Raw genomic sequence first — 19,349 nt, 5'->3', positions numbered from 1 at the left:
ATTTATGCATGTAAATGCATTCCTATGGCCATACCTATTAAATAAGGTATTAACCAAATGCACCAAACGACGATACTAAAACGATTAAAATGCCTTTTCGCCTCGGCAGATCCCTTCACATAAGTCCATATCGCCCATGAAGCATGTACAAACATCAGAAGAATGGCAATCGTCCCCGTTACCGTGTGGATTTCATCATGCAAATGCGTTAATTCGGCAATATGCTCCATCAGGCTGGTCCCGACTGCATCGGACACCAATCCTAAAAGAAAGAAAATAATATGCCATAACTTCAGTTTCTTTTGCAGCCTTTCTCCCCATACACCGATAGTATAAAATACCAATGCAGATGAAATAACGCAGATTGCCGCTATCAAATAATGTATATCAACCTGATTGAGTTCCATAAAATTTATATTTCAGATAACAACAAAGCAACGAATAGATAGTTCGACACATAGTAATCTTTCACAAATGCAATCCCGACTTAGCAAACGAAGAAAAAACGTAAACGGATTTGTCACTTTTCACAAAAAAGTAAGATATGGCGATTTGCAGAAACAAATAAATCGACTACCTTTGTGGGCGATTTAGAGAATCGTGACTACGTATTTTTAATTATATCACTAAAAAAAAGAGCTAATTATGACTTATTCACACGAAGTGGAACACATGTGTGTTGTAAAGAAGGGTCCTAACCACGGACCGGCTCCCATACCCGAAGAAGGCAAATGGGTAAAATCTAAAGAAATCGTTGATATTTCAGGTTTGACACACGGTATCGGTTGGTGTGCACCTCAGCAGGGTGCTTGTAAACTGACACTGAATGTTAAAGAAGGCGTTATCCAGGAAGCTTTAGTTGAGACTATCGGATGTTCCGGTATGACTCACTCAGCTGCTATGGCTGCTGAAATCCTTCCGGGTAAAACAATCCTCGAAGCACTGAACACTGACCTTGTTTGCGACGCAATCAACACAGCTATGCGCGAACTCTTCCTGCAAATCGTTTACGGACGCACTCAGTCTGCTTTCTCTGAAGGTGGTTTGATTATCGGTGCAGGTCTGGAAGACTTAGGTAAAGGTCTGCGCAGCCAGGTAGGTACCCTTTATGGTACTCTGGCTAAAGGTCCTCGTTACCTTGAAATGGCTGAAGGTTACATCAAAAATATCTTCTTGGATAAGAATGATGAAATCTGTGGATACGAATTCGTTCACATGGGTAAATTCATGGATGAAATCAAGAAGGGAACTGATGCTAACGAAGCATTGAAGAAAGTTACAGGTACTTATGGTCGTGTAACAGCAGAACAGGGAGCAGTTAAACACATTGATCCACGTCACGAATAATATAAGGAGGAAAGAAACTATGATTAGAGAAGTAAAATTCGAAAGCCAAGACCGTCGTATCAAAGGTATCATTGAAGCCTTGAACGCTAACGGCATCAAAGACATCGAAGAAGCTAACGCAATCTGCGAAGCTGCCGGACTTGATCCTTATAAAACGTGTGAAGAAACTCAGCCTATCTGTTTTGAAAACGCAAAATGGGCTTATGTGGTAGGTACTGCAATTGCTCTTAAGAAGAACTGCACAAACGCTGCTGAAGCTGCTGAAGCTATCGGTATCGGTTTGCAGGCATTCTGTATCCCGGGTTCTGTAGCTGACGACCGTAAGGTTGGTATCGGTCATGGTAACCTGGCTGCTATGTTGCTTCGCGAAGAAACTAAATGTTTCGCATTCCTTGCAGGTCACGAATCTTTCGCTGCTGCTGAAGGTGCTATCAAAATCGCTGCAAAAGCAGACAAAGTACGTAAAGAGCCATTGCGTTGCATCCTGAACGGTCTTGGAAAAGACGCTGCTCAGATCATCTCTCGTATCAATGGTTTTACTTATGTTCAGACTCAGTTTGATTATTTCACTGGTGAGCTGAAAGTAGTTCGCGAAATCGCTTACTCTGACGGTCCTCGTGCAAAAGTAAAATGCTACGGTGCTGACGATGTTCGCGAAGGTGTAGCTATCATGTGGAAAGAAGGCGTAGACGTATCTATCACAGGTAACTCTACTAACCCGACTCGTTTCCAACACCCGGTTGCCGGTACTTATAAGAAAGAACGTGTATTGGCTGGTAAGCCATACTTCTCAGTTGCTTCCGGTGGTGGTACAGGCCGTACTCTTCACCCCGATAACATGGCAGCTGGTCCGGCTTCTTATGGTATGACAGATACAATGGGTCGTATGCACTCAGACGCTCAGTTCGCTGGTTCTTCATCAGTTCCTGCTCACGTAGAAATGATGGGATTCCTGGGAATTGGTAACAACCCGATGGTAGGATGTACAGTGGCTTGTGCTGTAGACGTAGCTCAGGCTTTGGCTAAGTAATTAAAGTTACATTATATAAATAAACTCCTGTAGTCCATGTGATTACAGGAGTTTTTTATTTGTGGTAATTTGAAGTAGATGGCAGTTTCAGATACCTTATCTCACCTATCATTTAGAATTGTTGAATGATAGATTTATATACAATGAAAGCTACATTTACATAAAATCATAATCAAAAGAAGCAGCAGGAACGCTTGAACCAGCAGAAAGCTATGAGAGAGGGCAAATCGAAGAGTTAATATCTTTTGCCAACTCAAATCATTTATGAATAACTATTATAGTATTGATTAATAACAGATTGCTATAGTTTACAAGAAGCCGAAATGATAGGATTCTTGGGAATTGGTACCCCCCAATGGTAAGTTGCACTGTGGCTTGCGCTGTAAACGTAGCTCAGGCCTTAGCTAAGTAATAAAAGTTACTTATTATTATACAGGAGAGTATTTTTTATAAGGCACTCTCCTATTTTTATAAAAAAGATGATGATTGTTACAAATAATCTACACTATCGTTGTTTAGTTCTCTACAACAAATTCTTACCATGAACCAGCTTATAACATATCTTTGCAATGAGATAATAATATCCATAAATTATTAAAAAGAGAAGAGGATATAAAGAGAGAATTTTAGAAAATAAAGAATTACATAAAATAAACTCTCGAAAATAATCCAGTATGACACACATCGGACAAATTATTGAAAAAGAGCTCCATCGCCAAGAACGCTCGGTCACATGGTTCGCAAGACGACTCTATTGCGATCGAACTAATGTATATAATATATTTAGAAGACAGAGCTTAGATACAGAACTGTTGTTACGTATATCCATTATATTAGAATACAATTTCTTCCAAATATATTCTGATATATATAACAACAGAACATAGAAATATCTTCTACAACCTTGTATATAAAACAGCAACAATTAAAAGGATATTTATGTTTAAAGAGCATGTATCTTTGCAAAGTTTTTTAAGACAACCAAAGTATATGACTAAAAAGATTACACATTAAAAACAAAAAAGATGAAACAATTTAGAATTTTAAGTATGTTGATGATTGTGCTTATATCAAGCCTGTCATTTGTATCATGTGGAGATGATGATGATGAAACGTCTGGTGATTTCAGTGCCAGCATAGCAGGAGTTTATACAGGTAAACTCAAAGTTGGAACTAATGTTACAGCTGATGCATATGTAGTCACTGTCACCAAAGTATCTTCTTCTGTAGTAAAAGTTACCGCTGACTTCTACACAGATAACGGTAGTGAAAATTACAATGTTACTAAAGAAGGCAATCAATACATTCTTTCAAGCGAAAGCTCATCTGGTATCAACATAACTGTTACAGGTAAAGCAATGACTATAAGTTTCCTTAATAATGCAGGAAGTATGACCACTTTTACCGGAACTCGTGACTAAAGCCCACCAATCTTTACAGTAAAAGTAGAAATTCAGTAAAGGTTACAAATATCCCAAAGCCGTAATTTCCCTTTTCTTGAAAATGAGAAATTACGGCTTTTATAAATAAAAGCTATGAAAATTGTATATAACACTATTCTCTTTACATTACTATTTCTAGCCACAAGCTGTGATCATTCGGAGAAAATCGATGATATAAAACTTGAAATTTCACAAAACATCTTCCGCAACATCGACAATAACGGAGGGAAAATAACTGTTGCTATCACATCTAATTCTGAATGGATCACCGCAAATTCAGCTGATTGGTGCATACCAGACAAATATCAAGGAGAAGGAAACGATATACTTACTATAAAAATTCTAGCTAACACCAAACATGCAAACAGACAAACTAATCTAATCATATCCGCCCAAGGGATAAACCAAACAATTAAGATTTCACAACAAAAAGGAGAAGTTAATCAAGATTTAGATAAAATACACTATCAGTTACCCGTTATTTTCCATGTTCTTTATCAAAACGAAAATGACATAAATCAATATATAAAAGAAGACCATTTAAAAGATGTATTAGTGCGAGCTAACCATTTCTATCAATCTGAAAAGTGTGGAATTGATATAAATCTCGAATTTGTATTAGCAACCAAAGATAAGAATGGAACCACATTACCAGAACCTGGAGTAGAAAGAGTGCCATTTAATGAGCTTCCTATTGATTGCGAAAAGTTTATGAGAGATAATACAGGAAAATATACATCTTTACTATGGGAACCCAATGAATACATTAACATAATGGTATATCCTTTTACGGATTCGCAGATTTTAGGCATATCTACATTTCCATATAGTTTAAAGGACTTTTTTTTAGAAGGGACTCAACAGGTATCAGCTTCGTGGATCACTTTAGAGAATTTGAGTTTCCCATATTGTATATCGATCAATAGTTCATATATTTATGAGCAAAGTACAGATGAAAGAATTAATCAAAACGATGCTGCAATAACATTAGCACACGAACTCGGACACTATTTAGGATTACGTCATGTATTCTCAGAAGGAGGGACCACTTCAATGTGTACCGATACGGATTATTGCAAAGATACTCCCAGTTATAACCGTAGTGAGTATGAACAATGGCTTAACAATTTGGATAAACAGAATAAATATCAATTAAAAGATTTAGCTAAACGATATAGCTGTGAAAAAGGAGAATATGAAGCACACAACATTATGGACTATGCATATTGCTTTTATAATGAAATAACTTTAGAACAACGAAAAAGAATACGCCATATCTTAAACTATAGCCCACTGATTCCAGGTCCCAAAGAAAGCAGAATAGATACCAGAGGCGTACAAGGCAGATTGAATTTGCCAATATGTATAATGAAATAACATAATCAGGTAAAACGGGGCAGCAAGTATTTCATCGATTGTTCCTCCATAGTAGTCAAATGTCAGAACAAGTCTTGACTATTACAACTAATTATCCGTTTTCTACATCACAATACAAAACTTTTATACAGGATAACTTGTTATTACAATATAACCAAACATCATGAAACGATGCTACTGACATTTTTAAACATACTGGCCACCATCATTGGCGTAATCAGTTTATTGATTGTAACCTATGGAGTATTCGTAGGATTCATCGCTTTTCTCCGTAACGAATTCAAACGGATCAACGGAACCTATACCATCAATAATGTCCGGCAGCTGAGAGCTGATTTCGGCAGTTACCTCTTATTGGGATTAGAATTTCTAATTGCATCAGACATACTAAAGACCGTAGTAGACCCGACTTTAGACGAACTGGCTATTTTAGGAGGTGTAGTTATAGTAAGAACTGTATTATCAGTCTTTCTGAATAAAGAAATAAAAGAACTAGCCGAAGAAGAAAATTCAAAAAGCACATAAATAGATTGGAATAAATAAAAAATGTATTACTTTTGCATGAATTCTTAATGACCTATGGTATGGAATATATCAATGAATTTCACAATGACTGAAATTCCAAAGAATATAAAGGACACGATATGAAAAAGAACTTACTATTATTACTTTGCTTGTTTTGTCTGGTCAATGTTTGCCATGCAAAAGCGAAAGACACTTTTACCGTTTTCCAATTAAACCTGTGGCATGGATGTACTAAAGTACCCAACGGAGATCAAGGCATTATTGATGTACTGGATCAGATGGATGCGGATGTCGTTTTTCTGTGCGAAATCAGAGACGGAAAACAGTTTATCCCTCATGTGATCGAAGAGCTGGAGAAGAGAGGAAAACATTACTATGGTGAAACGTTTGATCTTGCAATCGGTGTTTTGAGTAAATTCAAGCCGGACAGTTGGACCAAATGCTGCATCGTACCTGGTGACGAAGGTCGTGCTATGGTGAAAATGGTTGCAACAATCGAAGGCCAACCCGTATCTTTCTATTCTTGTCATTTGGACTACCGGCATTATCAATGCTATATGCCACGTGGATATAATGGTACTACCTGGAAGAAAATGGATAAGCCGATAACGGATGAAGAAGAAGTCTTGAAAGCAAACAGACAGTCTTTCCGGGATGAAACCATCCGTGCTTTTATTCAGGAAGTACAATCTGACATTCAACAAGGCCGCCCGATAATCATGGGAGGAGATTTTAATGAGCCCTCTCATTTAGACTGGCAGGCAGATACAAAGGATTTGTGGGATCATAATGGGGCTGTCATTCATTGGGACTGCTCAATGATGTTGAGCAAAGCAGGATTCAAAGATGCTTATCGTGAAAAATACCCCAATACAGTTCGATATCCCGGTTTTACATTCCCTGCCGGAAACAAACTCGCAGAAGAGGCAAAACTGGAAAAGTTGGCTTGGGCGCCTGAAGCAGACGAACGTGACCGGATTGATTTCATTTATTATTATCCATTGGAGTCGATGCTTTCCATGAAGAATAGCAAGTTGGTAGGTCCCTCCGAAACAGTTGTCCGGGGAAAAATAACAGAAAACGATTCTAAAGATAAGATTCTGACGCCTTCTTGTATTTGGCCCAGCGACCATAAAGGTAATCTTGCTACATTTAAGATTCGGAAGAAACGGTAATAGTATATTGAGTAGGGTGACTTTCATCGTGCGTCACCCTAAAATTCCAAAGCTTCAAATCAGAGAATTCTCTTCCTTCTCTATCATCTTATCATAATACGCAATGCGTGCGGCACACTCCCGAATAGTCACCTCGCGCAATGCTTCCGTTCGTGCCAGCATGTATTCGTATTGTTCTTCACTGACAGTGAATAGTCGGTTGTACCGAGCTTCGATATACGCCCGACATAATTTATCAAACGCTTCTCTATCTTCGGGAGTATTAACTGGAAATACATTAGCAAAACCTCGTGAACGGCTTTTAGCCATCGGGCCCAACACTTCCAATTTATGGGATTTAGGGCGAGTGCCACTATGGACAAGCATATACGTCTTGTAGTAACGTTCGCAAGCTTGATGTAAAAAGAATGAACCTAATTTATATTCTTTTTCCACTTGAGCCAATTTTCCATGTCTTAATAATCCCTCTGCCATGTCGAAACATCCTGCATATTCTTCCTCCGCATATTGCTTAATTTCCCGATACGGCAACTTCTCAGGTTTGCCAATCTGAAACGTGCCGTCGTCATATAATAGAATGCCATCTCTTAAGGCCTCATAAAAAAAATAATGTTTTCTTCTTATAGCCCGATTAACGGTCGTCGTGCTTTCAACAATGATCTGAGGTGGTGCAGGATGTCTCCTTCCTTCCATTCGTTTATCATACTTAGGAACAACAAAGGCGTTCGCATGATTCTCCGCTTTAATAGCATCGCCCGTATCACATATCACCAGAATATCAAGGTCGCTTTGGTAGTAAGTAAGTCCACCTCGTTCGTCGTATGTTTCATCCCAAATGACATATTCTCCACGTGCATAACTCCCATAGAGGATAATCATACGTACATTCACAAGGTACTGCAATATCAGTTCTTGCAGCACTGCCAACTCTTCCTGTGTGCGTTTGGGCAAACGCTTTATTGATCTTTTCATAATGACAATCATCTATTCTTAACCGCAAAGATAACTTAAATCAGTGTATTAATGATTGTATTGAAACGCTTTTTTCAAGACTTTGATAGTGTGTTATACTAAGAAATGGCATGTCTGCTATTTTTCATTCCATTGATTCTAGTACTTACTCCCATCAACTCTTGTACTTCATCTTGCAGTTTCTCGTACTTCATACTTCCAACTCAAGTACTTCAAACTCTCAACTCCAGTACTTTACTTCTTACATTCTTGTACATCATTTTCCCTCTTCAAGTACTTCAATCGTTACACTCCTCTGCCTCATTTCCTTTCACTTTTCGTTCTTTTCTCTTTGTATTTCTGTTCTTTCGCACTCACATATGTATACTATTTGCACCATTAAAAAGTCCTTTATTCCCTACTGACACTGACAACTGCCACTTTAGCGTTTCTTTAATAATAACATTTCTTTTTCCGTTTGCATACATTACTAATTATCAACACATTATAAACATATAAAATATTAATTCCATGCACACTCTGTCAGTATGGAGCATTTAGTGGCAGTACTTTTCCATTCATTCATTTGTAAATATATACACTACAACAAATATGAATAACCGGACGAAGGTAGGAATACAATTTCAACAGCGTTGAATAGGCTTCTTTCTTCCAGTGATGACAAAGTTATTAGTAAACTATGATTAATTCAAGTTTCGCAAGTTACTTTTGCGTTATCCAAACTATCTTAATTCCCCTCCCTCCTGGGAGGAGACTTAAGATACTACCGACTTTTTAGTCACTCCCAATTGAGATACTACTGTTTGTCAATAATATAAAGAATTTGCGGAACTTCAGTGATTAAGAGTTATTTAAAGGCATTTTAATTTACATACTCATCCATTCCTCTTGGATGTATTCTCTGTAAAGAGGCCTTAAGGTGTCAGTTGTCAGTAGTGTCAGTAGATTTACTTTTCTGTAGGGATAGCACAACAATTAAAATCCTGATAATCAATCAAGAGATCATCTTTTTTATTTTTTCAGTCTTCTGCCGTTCCACCCTGCATTTACTGACATAAAAATTGTTAATCTCCCGGGGAATATCGTAAATATATGATACAAACAAGTTTTTCACCAGTCTATAAGAATGAAAACAAATAATAGAAAAAGCCAGATTAAACCACCTGTTGATTTGCAACAAATGAGCTATCGTTCATTCCCGGACAACTTATCGATTAGGACAGCATCGATATCTTTTGCCAATTCTTGATAGGTCGCCAAAGGATCATCTGTATATACAGCACGAATAATCCCCTCCTTGTCTGTTATCAATATACGGGGAATGGTATGGGAAGCAAAAAGCGAAAAGACAGCATCATCATTCTGAGCGGAAAAAGGCAAGGTAAACGAATGTTTTTCCCAATAGACTTGTACTTCAGAGCCCGATTCCGAACGGCTGATACAAGACAATAATACATCCGGATTCTCTTTATATGTATCATAAACTTTCTGAATAACCGGAAGTTCTTTCTGACAATCCGGACAATCCGTATGAAAAAAGACAATCACTCCAACCTTCCCGCTAAATGACTGCGTATTCAACATTCCCCCATCACTCATCTCTACCGAAAACTGAGGAAGGGCGTCACCGGCAACAAGAGCAAAGTCTCCCCTATCATCATCATCGTCCGTGATACAGGAAGAAAAAACTGCCAGAACGATACATAGCAATATCACCACTTTGCTTCTTATTTCCACTTTCATATCTTTCTTCGTTAGTTATGCAACTCCCAAAAGCTCTACCTCAAATACCAATGTCGAAAAAGCCGGAATCGGACCGGATGCACGGGTTCCATATCCCATCGTGTAAGGTATATAGATGATCCATTTATCTCCCGCACGCATCCGTTGGAGCGCCAGTTGCCAACCATCTATTACATCGCAGAGGCGGAAAGCTTCCGGACAATTACGTTCATAAGAATTATCGAACACCCGACCGTTAATCAGACTCCCCTTATAATGAACGGTAACAATACTCCGCACATTAGGAAAAACAGTCCCCGTACCGGTCTCCAAAACCTTATAATAGATGCCGCAAGGCAAGGCATAAACACCTTCCTGCGATGACAATTCTTTTAAGAACTCCAAATTCGTCTCTTTATATTCTTGCTTTCTTCCCATAAATACATGATTTGAATGTACAAAAGTAAGCAGATTTAAGAGAATTCTTCCATAAAAACTGTATATTTGTTTGTTGAATCATAAAACCTCATCGCTATGGGACAAATTAAAACCAGATGCAGCACTGCTGCCGGACTATTCTTGATTCTTTTGACAGTAATTGCGGGATTTTCGTCCTGTAAAAGTAATCAGAAAGACATTATTCCTTCTGCCGAATACGCTCCATACGTCAATGCTTATACGGGAGGAGTGATTTCGCAAAACTCAACGATACGCATAGAACTGACACAGGACCAGCCGATGGTAGACCTGAATCAGGAGCTGAAAGACAATCCGTTCAGTTTCTCTCCTTCATTGAAAGGAAAAACGTATTGGGTCAGCAACAATACCATTGAATTTGTCCCCGAAGAAGGGGCACTGAAACCAGGTGCCTTTTACGAAGGAACCTTCCACCTGGGAGATTTCGTCGATGTAGACAAAAAGCTGGAAGAATTCAACTTCTCCTTCCGCGTGCAGGAACGAAACTTTAGTATTCATACCGATCCGATAACCGTCACAGCCACCCAGCCCGACCAAGTGACCGTAACGGGTGAAATACGTTTCAGCGATGTAGTGAAAAAAGAGGAAGTAGAGAAAATGCTCACAGCCGGAAGCGAAAAGAACAAAAGCTATCCGATTGAAATCACCCAGACAGATCACCCGACCCGATACGCATTCAGCATCAGTCAGATAACAAGGGAGGCGGAAGATTACCAACTGGAAATTACCGCCAAAGGCAATCCGGCAGGCATCGACCGTACCCAAAACGAAAGTATTCTGATCCCGGCAAAGAACAGTTTCCGCTTCCTGTCCGCCGTACGCATCGACCAACCGGAAAACGGAATTGAAATCATATTCTCCGACCCTGTATCCAACACACAGGACTTGAAAGGACTCATCGACGTGCCGGAAGTTTCTTCCTCTATTTTCCAGATCAAAGAGAATAAAGTATTCGTTTACTTCGAAGCCGGCAAACAGAATAAACTGACACTGAATATCCATGAAGGAATAAGAAACAGCCAGGACAAACCGCTGGGCACTTCCCATTCCATCTCATTCAGCGAACTGAACCTGAAACCGCAGGTAGAAATGGCTACTTCCGCTGCTATCCTGCCCGATTCGAAAAGTCTGATCATCCCCTTCCGTGCCGTCAATCTATATGCGGTGGATTTGAGCGTGATCCGTATTTTCGAAAACAACGTATTGATGTTCATGCAGAACAATTCGCTCTCCTCAGCTAATGAATTGCGCCGTTCGGGACGACTGGTTTATAAAAAGACATTGTGGCTGGCGAAAGATTCTTCCAAAGATGTGCACCGTTGGGAAGACTATTCGATAGACCTTGCCGGATTGATTCATCAGGAGCCGGGAGCCATTTACCGTGTCATCCTCTCGTTCCGCCAAGAATACTCCGCTTATCCTTGCGGGGGAAGTGAAAACAAGGAAATGCAGTTTGCCGACAACAAGTCTTCCGACAACCTGACCAAAGTCAGCGGAGAGACATTGTCGGAAGACGATGAAGCGGTATGGGACACTCCGGAAACATACTATTATTATAACGGCAGCGTGCCGATGGACTGGAGCCAGTACCGATGGACAGAACGGGATAATCCCTGCCATCCGTCCTACTATATGAATTCCGACCGGATAGCTGCCTGCAATATCTTTGCCTCCAATCTGGGAATGATTGTGAAACGTAATTCACTGAATAAGTTGTGGATTGCGGTAAATAACATTCTGGATACAAAGCCGGTAGCGAAAGCACAGGTAACGATTTACAACTTCCAGCTCCAGCCGATTGGAAAGGGAGAGACGAACGGTGAAGGGCTGGTAGAAATCACTCCGAAGGGAGTTCCTTTCATAGCGGTAGCCGAAGCGGACAAGCAAAAGGCATATGTACGCGTGGTCGATGGCGAAGAGCAGTCGGTCAGCCGGTTCGATGTGGAAGGAAAAGACATTCAGAAAGGTCTGAAAGGATTTGTCTATGGCGAGAGAGGCGTATGGCGTCCGGGAGATACACTGCATATTTCCTTCATGCTGGAAGACCGGGAGAAACGCATTCCGGACAAACATCCGGTAGCATTGGAGATTTACAATCCAAGAGGACAGTTCTATACCAAAATGATCTCTACGCAGGGTACAAACGGATTTTATACATTTGCCGTGCCCACACAAGCCGACGATCCCACCGGATTATGGAATGCCTACGTGAAAGTAGGAGGAACTGCCTTCCACAAGGGGCTGCGCATCGAAACCATCAAGCCGAACCGTCTGAAGATTACGCTGGCTTTGCCAACCATCCTTCAGGCTTCGAGCAAAGACGTATATGCCCCGCTTACTTCTTCATGGCTGACGGGAGCCACCGCATCGCGACTGAAAGCAAAGGTCGAAATGTCCTTATCGAAAGTCAATACGCAGTTCAAGAACTACGGACAATACCTGTTCAACAATCCGGCAACGGACTTTACGACCGTCCGGGCGGATGTGTTCAACGGGGTACTGGATGGGGAAGGAAGAGCAGGCGTCAACATACAGCTTCCGGTAGCAACGGGTGCTCCGGGTATGCTGAATGCAACGCTCACCACCCGTGTCTTCGAACCGGGAGGAGATGCAAGCATTTACTCGCAGACTGTTCCCTTCTCTCCGTTCACATCGTATGTGGGCATCAATCTGAACCAGCCGAAAGGAAAGTATATCGAAACAGACAAAGATCATGTGTTTGACATCGTGACGGTCAACGATCAGGGACAGCCGGTGAACCGTTCCAATCTGGAATATAAAATCTACCGGATCAGCTGGAGCTGGTGGTGGGAAAACGGTGAAGAGTCTTTCGGAACTTACATCAACAACAGTTCCATCACTCCCGTTGCCAGTGGTAACCTGCAGACCACAGGAGGAAAAACCTCCTTCAAGTTCCGCATCAATTATCCGGATTGGGGACGCTATCTGGTGTACGTGAAAGACCGTGAAAGCGGACACGCCACCGGAGGAACCGTCTACATCGACTGGCCCGACTGGCGCGGACGTTCGAACAAGACAGACCCGAGCGGCATCAAGATGCTCGCTTTCTCACTGGACAAAGATTCTTATGAGATAGGAGAAACAGCCACGGCAATCATTCCCGCAGCCGCCGGAGGACGTGCGCTGGTATCCCTCGAAAACGGTTCGACCGTCTTGCAGCAGCAATGGCTCGAAGTGTCCGATCAGGGAGATACGAAACTCACCTTCAAGATTACACCGGAAATGGCTCCGAATGTTTATCTGCATATCAGCCTGTTGCAGCCTCATGCGCAGACAGTCAATGATCTGCCGATCCGTATGTACGGCATTGCTCCGGTATTTGTGACCAACCGTCAGACGATTCTGCAACCGCAGATCAAGATGCCGGAAGTGCTGCGTCCGGAAACTGACTTTAACGTGACTGTCAGCGAGAAAAGCGGAAAACCGATGACTTATACACTGGCGATTGTGGATGACGGTCTGCTCGATCTGACTAACTTCAAGACGCCCGACCCGTGGAACGAGTTTTATGCACGCGAGGCTCTCGGCATCCGTACATGGGATATGTACGACGATGTGCTAGGTGCTTCCGGCGGACGTTACAGTTCATTGTTCAGCACAGGTGGAGATGCCTCGCTGAAACCGGCAGATGCCAAAGCCAACCGTTTCAAACCGGTGGTCAAATTTATCGGTCCTTTCTATCTTGCGAAAGGCAAGCAACAGACACATACGTTGAAGCTTCCGATGTATGTGGGTTCTGTACGTGCGATGGTAGTTGCCGGACAGGACGGCGCTTACGGAAATGCGGAAAAGACTGCATTTGTGCGGACACCGCTCATGCTGTTGTCTACTCTGCCCCGTGTATTGAGTACGCAGGAAGAAATTACCGTTCCGGTAAATGTATTCGCTATGGAGAACCAAGTGAAGAACGTGACCGTATCGCTGGAAGCATCCGGCGCAGGCGTACAGATCACGGGCAATCGCCAGCAGTCACTCACTTTTGACCAGCCGGGTGACCAACTGGCATACTTCACTCTGAAAACAGGCAGCAAAACCGGAAAGGCAACCATCCACCTGACGGCAAGCGGCAACGGACAGCAGACCAAAGAAACGATCGAAATAGAAGTCCGGAATCCGAATCCGGTGGTTACCTTACGCAACAGCCAATGGATAGAAGCCGGTCAGGAGGCCGAACTGTCATACACACTGGCAGGTTCTTCTTCGGCTAACAATCAGGTGCAACTGGAAGTCTCCCGCATTCCGTCGGTAGACATCAGCCGTAGATTCGACTTCTTATACAACTATCAGCATCATTGCACAGAGCAACTGACTTCCAAAGCATTACCTCTCTTATTCGTCTCTCAGTTCAAGGCGGTGGACGAACAGGAAGCCGAGAAAATAAAGGCGAATGTACAGGAAGCTATCCGGCAGATATATGCCCGCCAGCTTCCCAACGGCGGATTTGTATACTGGCCGGGCAACGCCGTCGCCGATGAATGGATCACTTCTTACACGGGTATGTTCCTGACACTGGCACAAGAAAAAGGGTATGCCGTTCATCCGAACGTACTGAACAAATGGAAACGCTTCCAGCGTGCCGCCGCCCAAAACTGGCGTATGCCGCAGGAAGCAAGTAACTGGCAGATATGGCAATCGGAATTGCAGCAGGCCTTCCGCCTCTATACCCTTGCACTGGCCGGTGCACCGGAATACGGAGCCATGAACCGCATGAAGGAACAGCCGGGACTCTCCATCCAAGCCAAATGGAGACTGGCAGCCGCCTATGCGCTGACCGGTAAGATGAAACCTGCCGGAGAATTAGTATACAACGCAGAAACGACCGTCATTCCTTATTCTTCCATGAACCTGATTTACGGTTCGTCCGACCGGGATGAAGCAATGATTCTGGAAACGCTCATTCTGATGAAGCGGGATCGGGATGCGTTGCAACAGGCTAAGAAGGTATCACAGAATCTGGCACAGGAAAACTGGTTCAGCACGCAGTCTACCGCCTTTGCCCTGATGGCAATGGGACGCCTTGCGGAGCAATTATCCGGTACACTGGATTTCACATGGAACTGGAACGGCAAGCAACAGCCCGCCGTGAAATCTGCTAAAGCCGTATTTGAAAAGGAGATAGCTACTTCTCCGAAATCGGGAACAGTCTCTGTGAAGAACAAGGGCAAAGGAGCATTGAGTGTAGACCTGATTACACGTACCCAATTGCTGAATGATACGCTGCCAGCCATTGCCGATAATATCCGGCTGGATGTGAAATACACAGATATGGCAGGTTCACCGATTTCCGTGGAAGACATCAGACAGGGAACGGACTTTATGTCTGCGGTCACCCTATCCAATATCAGCGGTACTTCCGATTACAGCAATCTGGCACTGACGCATATCATACCGTCCGGATGGGAAATATATAATGAACGGATGATTGTTCCGGAAGTGTCCTCTTCCAGTACCAATGAGGCGAATGTTCCGGAAAGTTCAGCCGGTAAGTATACCTATAAAGATATTCGTGATGACCGGGTATTGACTTATTTCGACCTGCGACGGGGTGAATCGAAAACATTTACCGTAAGGTTGCAGGCAACTTATGCAGGTAACTTTATTCTTCCGGCCATTCAGTGCGAAGCTATGTACGACGCAGCGGTACAGGCACGCACCAAAGCGGGAAGAACGACTGTCAGCCGCTGACAAGACTCTGAACAATAAGACAGCATTGACAGATAGCATAAGTGCATGGGAAGCAAAATCTTGAATTTCTTCAAACGATTGTCCGTCACCAAAAAAGTAATACTTTGTATTCTTGCTTTTTTGGTGACAGGATATATCTTTTGTCTTCCCCGCCACCTTTTTCATGTCCCCTACTCCACAGTAGTGACGGACCGGAACGAGGAACTGCTGGGTGCACGCATCGCCTCCGACGGCCAATGGAGATTTCCTCCCCGAAACACGACTCCGGAAAAGATCAAGGAATGCCTCATTACTTTCGAAGACAAACATTTCTATCACCATTGGGGAGTCAATCCGTTCGCTATCGGAAGAGCTTTCTATCAGAATGTGAAGAATAAACGCATCGTAAGCGGAGGCAGTACGCTGACCATGCAGACCATCCGCCTGGCACGGAACGAATCGCGCACCTTCCGTGAGAAACTGATTGAAATGATCTGGGCCACCCGCCTGGAATTTCGCGCTTCCAAAGAAGAAATTCTTTCCATGTATATCTCCCATGCCCCTTTCGGAGGAAATGTAGTGGGACTGGATGCCGCCGCATGGCGCTACTTCGGACATTCTGCCGATGACCTATCGTGGGCGGAGTCTGCCATGCTTGCCGTTCTTCCCAACGCGCCCGCCATGATTCATCTGTCCAAAGGACGAAAAACGCTGCTTGACAAGCGAAACCGCCTGCTGAAACAGCTTCTCGAAAAGAAAACCATCGATTCGTCTACCTACGAACTGGCTATCAGCGAGCCACTTCCCGATGAGCCTCATCCGCTCCCACAGATCGCACCGTATCTGGTCAGCCGGTTCTATCAGGAACGAAACGGCGAATACTCCCGTTCGACCATCAACAAGGGCATTCAGACTCAGATAGAAGACCTGGCGGAACGATGGAGCAACGAATTCAGGCGAAGTGATATTCGTAATCTGGCCATTCTGGTGATTGACATTCCGAGCAATCAAGTGGTGGCATACTGCGGCAACGTCCATTTCGACCAAAAGCAGGGAGGAAATCAAGTGGACGTCATTCAGGCTCCGAGAAGTACGGGCAGTATTCTCAAACCTTTCTTATATTACGCGATGTTACAGGAAGGAAGTTTACTGCCGGATATGTTGCTGCCGGACGTACCTGTCAATATCAACGGATTTACGCCACAGAATTTCAGTATGCAGTTCGAAGGGGCTGTTCCCGCTTCGGAAGCTCTCGCGCGTTCATTAAATATTCCCGCGGTCACGATGCTGCAAAGATACGGAGTCCCGAAGTTTCATAGTTTCCTGCAACAGATCGGACTAAAGACGATTAACCGTTCTTCTTCCCACTATGGTTTATCACTTATTCTGGGAGGAGCGGAAGCCACTTTATGGGATGTAACAAACGCATACGCAATGATGGGACGCAGTTTGTTGCAACTGCCGCAAAGGTCTTGCAGCCTGTTGCTCCCGACAAGCCGAATCACAGAATCAACCGATCCTTTTCAGCCCGGCGCCGTATGGCAGACATTCGATGCCTTGAAAGAAGTCAACCGTCCCGAAGAGATCGACTGGAAATCCATTCCTTCCATGCAGACCATTGCATGGAAAACCGGAACAAGCTACGGATTCCGGGATGCTTGGGCGGTGGGTGTTACGCCCCGCTATGCAGTCGGCGTATGGGTAGGAAATGCCACCGGAGAAGGAAAACCCGGGCTGGTAGGTGCACAGACAGCCGGCCCCGTACTATTCGATATTTTTAATCTGCTCCCCTCCTCTTCGTGGTTTACACGTCCTGCGGGCATCTTTGTCGAAGCAGAGGTCTGCCGGAAATCGGGACATCTGAAAGGACGGTTCTGTGATGAAACGGACACACTTCTTGTTTTACCGGCAGGACTGCGGACAGAGGCATGCCCCTATCACCATCTCGTCACTTTATCAGCCAATGAAAGCCAGCGTATTTATGAAAATTGCGCCAACACGGAGCCTACGCTTCGAAAAAGCTGGTTCACACTGCCACCCGTATGGGAATGGTATTACAAGCAACATCATCCGGAGTATAAACCGCTGCCTCCTTTTAAAGCCGGATGCGGAGAAGATACTTTCCAGCCGATGCAATTTATATATCCTCCGATGAACGCACGCATCAAACTGCCCAAGCAACTGGATGGCAGCAAAGGTTTCCTGACTGTAGAACTGGCGCACAACAATCCTAACGCTACCGTTTTCTGGCATCTTGACGAGACCTACCAAGCACAGACACAGGACTTTCACAAAATCTCCCTGCAACCCGCCGCCGGCAAACATTCGCTGACGGCAGTAGACGGTGAAGGAAATACCATCTCCACCACTTTCTTTGTTGAGTGATATTCATTATCTTTGCGGCATGAAACAGTCATTAAAAGAAAACGGAGGTCTGCCGGCATCCATCCTGTGGACGCTCGCCATTGTGGCAGGAGTCTCGGTAGCCAACATCTATTATATCCAACCGCTGCTAAATATGATACGCCATGAACTTGGCATATCAGAATTCCGTACCAACCTGATTGCCATGGTCACACAGATAGGCTATGCAGCGGGACTCTTGTTTATCACTCCCTTAGGTGATTTGTATCAGCGGAAAAAGATTATCCTTGTCAATTTCTTTGTCCTGATATTCTCCCTGCTGACGATTGCTTTGGCAGATAATATCCATCTGATACTCCTTGCTTCGTTCTTCACCGGAGCCTGCTCCATGATTCCGCAGATATTCATTCCCATAGCCGCCCAGTTCTCCCGTCCGGAAAACAAAGGCAGGAATGTCGGGATCGTCCTATCGGGCTTGCTGACCGGAATCCTTGCTTCACGGGTGGTCAGCGGATTCGTCGGCGAACTGTTCGGATGGCGCGAAATGTATTACATCGCCGCAGCCATGATGTTCGTCTGCGCGATTGTCGTGCTCAAAGTCCTTCCCGATATTCAGACCAACTTCCGGGGAAAGTACGGCGACCTGATGAAATCCCTCCTGGCTTTGGTGAAAGAGTTTCCGCAGCTACGCATTTATTCCATTCGTGCGGCGTTAAACTTCGGTTCCCTTCTTGCCATGTGGTCCTGCCTTGCCTTCAAGATGGGGCAAGCCCCCTTTCATGCCAACAGCGACATCATCGGTTTGCTGGGATTATGCGGTGTGGCGGGAGCATTAACCGCCTCCTTTGTGGGGAAATACGTAAAGAGAGTGGGTGTCCGCCGCTTCAACTTCATCGGTTGCGGACTGATCCTCTTTTCATGGCTACTCTTCTTCGTCGGAGAAAACACCTACCTTGGTATCATTCTGGGAATTATCATCATCGACATAGGTATGCAGTGCATCCAGCTCAGTAATCAGACCAGTATCTTCGAACTGTCACCCCGAGCCTCCAACCGCATCAATACAATTTTCATGACGACCTACTTCGTCGGCGGTTCCCTGGGAACCTTCCTTGCAGGTACATTCTGGCAATTGTACGGATGGCATGGTGTTATTGGAATTGGAGCTACACTGACCTGCATTTCTTTACTAATTACAACTTTGTCGAAGAAGTGAGTCAACAAAACGGAGCA

Annotated in this window: 14 protein-coding genes and 1 pseudogene; 11 read left to right on the top strand and 4 right to left on the bottom strand. The window is 43.7% G+C overall.

The annotated features are described in order from the left end of the window. Positions 1-2: 2 nt before the first annotated feature. Complete coding sequence (locus KTR07_RS01660) at positions 3-407, bottom strand: HsmA family protein (RefSeq protein ID WP_008760491.1); 405 nt, start codon at positions 405-407, stop codon at positions 3-5. Between the two features lie 238 nt (positions 408-645). Here KTR07_RS01660 and KTR07_RS01655 point away from each other — a divergent pair, with 238 nt between their 5' ends. The 8 genes and pseudogenes from KTR07_RS01655 to KTR07_RS01630 all read left to right on the top strand — a co-directional run bounded on the left by KTR07_RS01655 (position 646) and on the right by KTR07_RS01630 (position 6,896). Further along, a complete protein-coding gene (locus KTR07_RS01655) occupies positions 646-1,347 on the top strand; it encodes an iron-sulfur cluster assembly scaffold protein (RefSeq protein WP_005677723.1) in 702 nt (233 codons plus the stop codon). Positions 1,348-1,366: 19 nt separating this feature from the next. After that, on the top strand, positions 1,367-2,377 hold the full coding sequence (locus tag KTR07_RS01650) for a GGGtGRT protein (RefSeq protein WP_008760490.1): 1,011 nt from the start codon (positions 1,367-1,369) through the stop codon (positions 2,375-2,377). A 320-nt stretch (positions 2,378-2,697) separates the two neighbouring features. After that, a pseudogene (locus KTR07_RS28695) lies at positions 2,698-2,789 on the top strand (GGGtGRT protein); the annotation flags it as partial. 262 nt (positions 2,790-3,051) lie between these two features. Beyond that, positions 3,052-3,264: a hypothetical protein gene (locus tag KTR07_RS28325; protein ID WP_008760489.1), complete on the top strand. Its 213-nt coding sequence runs from the start codon at positions 3,052-3,054 to the stop codon at positions 3,262-3,264. Between the two features lie 138 nt (positions 3,265-3,402). Then, positions 3,403-3,798, top strand: a complete 396-nt coding sequence (locus KTR07_RS01645) for a hypothetical protein (protein WP_008760488.1) — start codon at positions 3,403-3,405, stop codon at positions 3,796-3,798. Positions 3,799-3,912: 114 nt separating this feature from the next. After that, the gene (locus KTR07_RS01640) at positions 3,913-5,196 is read left to right on the top strand and encodes a zinc-dependent metalloproteinase lipoprotein (protein WP_117981220.1); all 1,284 of its coding nucleotides are present in this window, start codon (positions 3,913-3,915) and stop codon (positions 5,194-5,196) included. A gap of 171 nt (positions 5,197-5,367) precedes the next feature. After that, positions 5,368-5,721: a DUF1622 domain-containing protein gene (locus KTR07_RS01635; RefSeq protein WP_008766711.1), complete on the top strand. Its 354-nt coding sequence runs from the start codon at positions 5,368-5,370 to the stop codon at positions 5,719-5,721. A gap of 119 nt (positions 5,722-5,840) precedes the next feature. Further along, on the top strand, positions 5,841-6,896 hold the full coding sequence (locus tag KTR07_RS01630; protein ID WP_016267987.1) for an endonuclease/exonuclease/phosphatase family protein: 1,056 nt from the start codon (positions 5,841-5,843) through the stop codon (positions 6,894-6,896). 54 nt (positions 6,897-6,950) lie between these two features. Here the strand turns inward: KTR07_RS01630 and KTR07_RS01625 are convergent, their stop codons facing one another. The 3 genes from KTR07_RS01625 to KTR07_RS01615 form a co-directional block, all read right to left on the bottom strand. After that, positions 6,951-7,868 carry a HEPN domain-containing protein gene (locus KTR07_RS01625; RefSeq protein ID WP_117979893.1) on the bottom strand — a complete coding sequence of 306 codons (918 nt, stop codon included), beginning with the start codon at positions 7,866-7,868 and terminating at the stop codon, positions 6,951-6,953. 1,185 nt (positions 7,869-9,053) lie between these two features. Next, entirely contained in the window at positions 9,054-9,611 is a 558-nt protein-coding gene (locus KTR07_RS01620) for a TlpA disulfide reductase family protein (protein WP_048698511.1), read from the bottom strand. A gap of 15 nt (positions 9,612-9,626) precedes the next feature. Next, complete coding sequence (locus KTR07_RS01615) at positions 9,627-10,028, bottom strand: FKBP-type peptidyl-prolyl cis-trans isomerase (protein WP_008766716.1); 402 nt, start codon at positions 10,026-10,028, stop codon at positions 9,627-9,629. Positions 10,029-10,124: 96 nt separating this feature from the next. On the opposite strand from KTR07_RS01615, the gene KTR07_RS01610 reads away from it, so the two are divergent. From KTR07_RS01610 to KTR07_RS01600, 3 genes are read left to right on the top strand one after another with little or no spacing between them, the layout of a single operon-like run. After that, positions 10,125-15,773: an alpha-2-macroglobulin gene (locus KTR07_RS01610; RefSeq protein WP_055228978.1), complete on the top strand. Its 5,649-nt coding sequence runs from the start codon at positions 10,125-10,127 to the stop codon at positions 15,771-15,773. A 45-nt stretch (positions 15,774-15,818) separates the two neighbouring features. Continuing rightward, entirely contained in the window at positions 15,819-18,137 is a 2,319-nt protein-coding gene (pbpC, locus tag KTR07_RS01605; RefSeq protein WP_055228979.1) for a penicillin-binding protein 1C, read from the top strand. 19 nt (positions 18,138-18,156) lie between these two features. Further along, the gene (locus KTR07_RS01600; RefSeq protein WP_008766719.1) at positions 18,157-19,332 is read left to right on the top strand and encodes an MFS transporter; all 1,176 of its coding nucleotides are present in this window, start codon (positions 18,157-18,159) and stop codon (positions 19,330-19,332) included. The last annotated feature ends 17 nt before the right edge of the window (positions 19,333-19,349 follow it).

Source organism: Bacteroides sp. MSK.20.82, assembly GCF_019052485.1.
Classification (GTDB): Bacteria; Bacteroidota; Bacteroidia; order Bacteroidales; family Bacteroidaceae; genus Bacteroides; species Bacteroides thetaiotaomicron.
This window is presented reverse-complemented; position numbering and strand designations above follow the sequence as displayed.

Bases quoted from the DNA above. Each gene is read 5' to 3' on its own strand.
- KTR07_RS01660 (WP_008760491.1), bottom strand. From the start codon at position 407: ATGGAACTCAATCAGGTTGATATACATTATTTGATAGCGGCAATCTGC.
- KTR07_RS01655 (WP_005677723.1), top strand. From the start codon at position 646: ATGACTTATTCACACGAAGTGGAACACATGTGTGTTGTAAAGAAGGGT.
- KTR07_RS01650 (WP_008760490.1), top strand. From the start codon at position 1,367: ATGATTAGAGAAGTAAAATTCGAAAGCCAAGACCGTCGTATCAAAGGT.
- KTR07_RS28325 (WP_008760489.1), top strand. From the start codon at position 3,052: ATGACACACATCGGACAAATTATTGAAAAAGAGCTCCATCGCCAAGAA.
- KTR07_RS01645 (WP_008760488.1), top strand. From the start codon at position 3,403: ATGAAACAATTTAGAATTTTAAGTATGTTGATGATTGTGCTTATATCA.
- KTR07_RS01640 (WP_117981220.1), top strand. From the start codon at position 3,913: ATGAAAATTGTATATAACACTATTCTCTTTACATTACTATTTCTAGCC.
- KTR07_RS01635 (WP_008766711.1), top strand. From the start codon at position 5,368: ATGCTACTGACATTTTTAAACATACTGGCCACCATCATTGGCGTAATC.
- KTR07_RS01630 (WP_016267987.1), top strand. From the start codon at position 5,841: ATGAAAAAGAACTTACTATTATTACTTTGCTTGTTTTGTCTGGTCAAT.
- KTR07_RS01625 (WP_117979893.1), bottom strand. From the start codon at position 7,868: ATGAAAAGATCAATAAAGCGTTTGCCCAAACGCACACAGGAAGAGTTG.
- KTR07_RS01620 (WP_048698511.1), bottom strand. From the start codon at position 9,611: ATGAAAGTGGAAATAAGAAGCAAAGTGGTGATATTGCTATGTATCGTT.
- KTR07_RS01615 (WP_008766716.1), bottom strand. From the start codon at position 10,028: ATGGGAAGAAAGCAAGAATATAAAGAGACGAATTTGGAGTTCTTAAAA.
- KTR07_RS01610 (WP_055228978.1), top strand. From the start codon at position 10,125: ATGGGACAAATTAAAACCAGATGCAGCACTGCTGCCGGACTATTCTTG.
- pbpC (WP_055228979.1), top strand. From the start codon at position 15,819: ATGGGAAGCAAAATCTTGAATTTCTTCAAACGATTGTCCGTCACCAAA.
- KTR07_RS01600 (WP_008766719.1), top strand. From the start codon at position 18,157: ATGAAACAGTCATTAAAAGAAAACGGAGGTCTGCCGGCATCCATCCTG.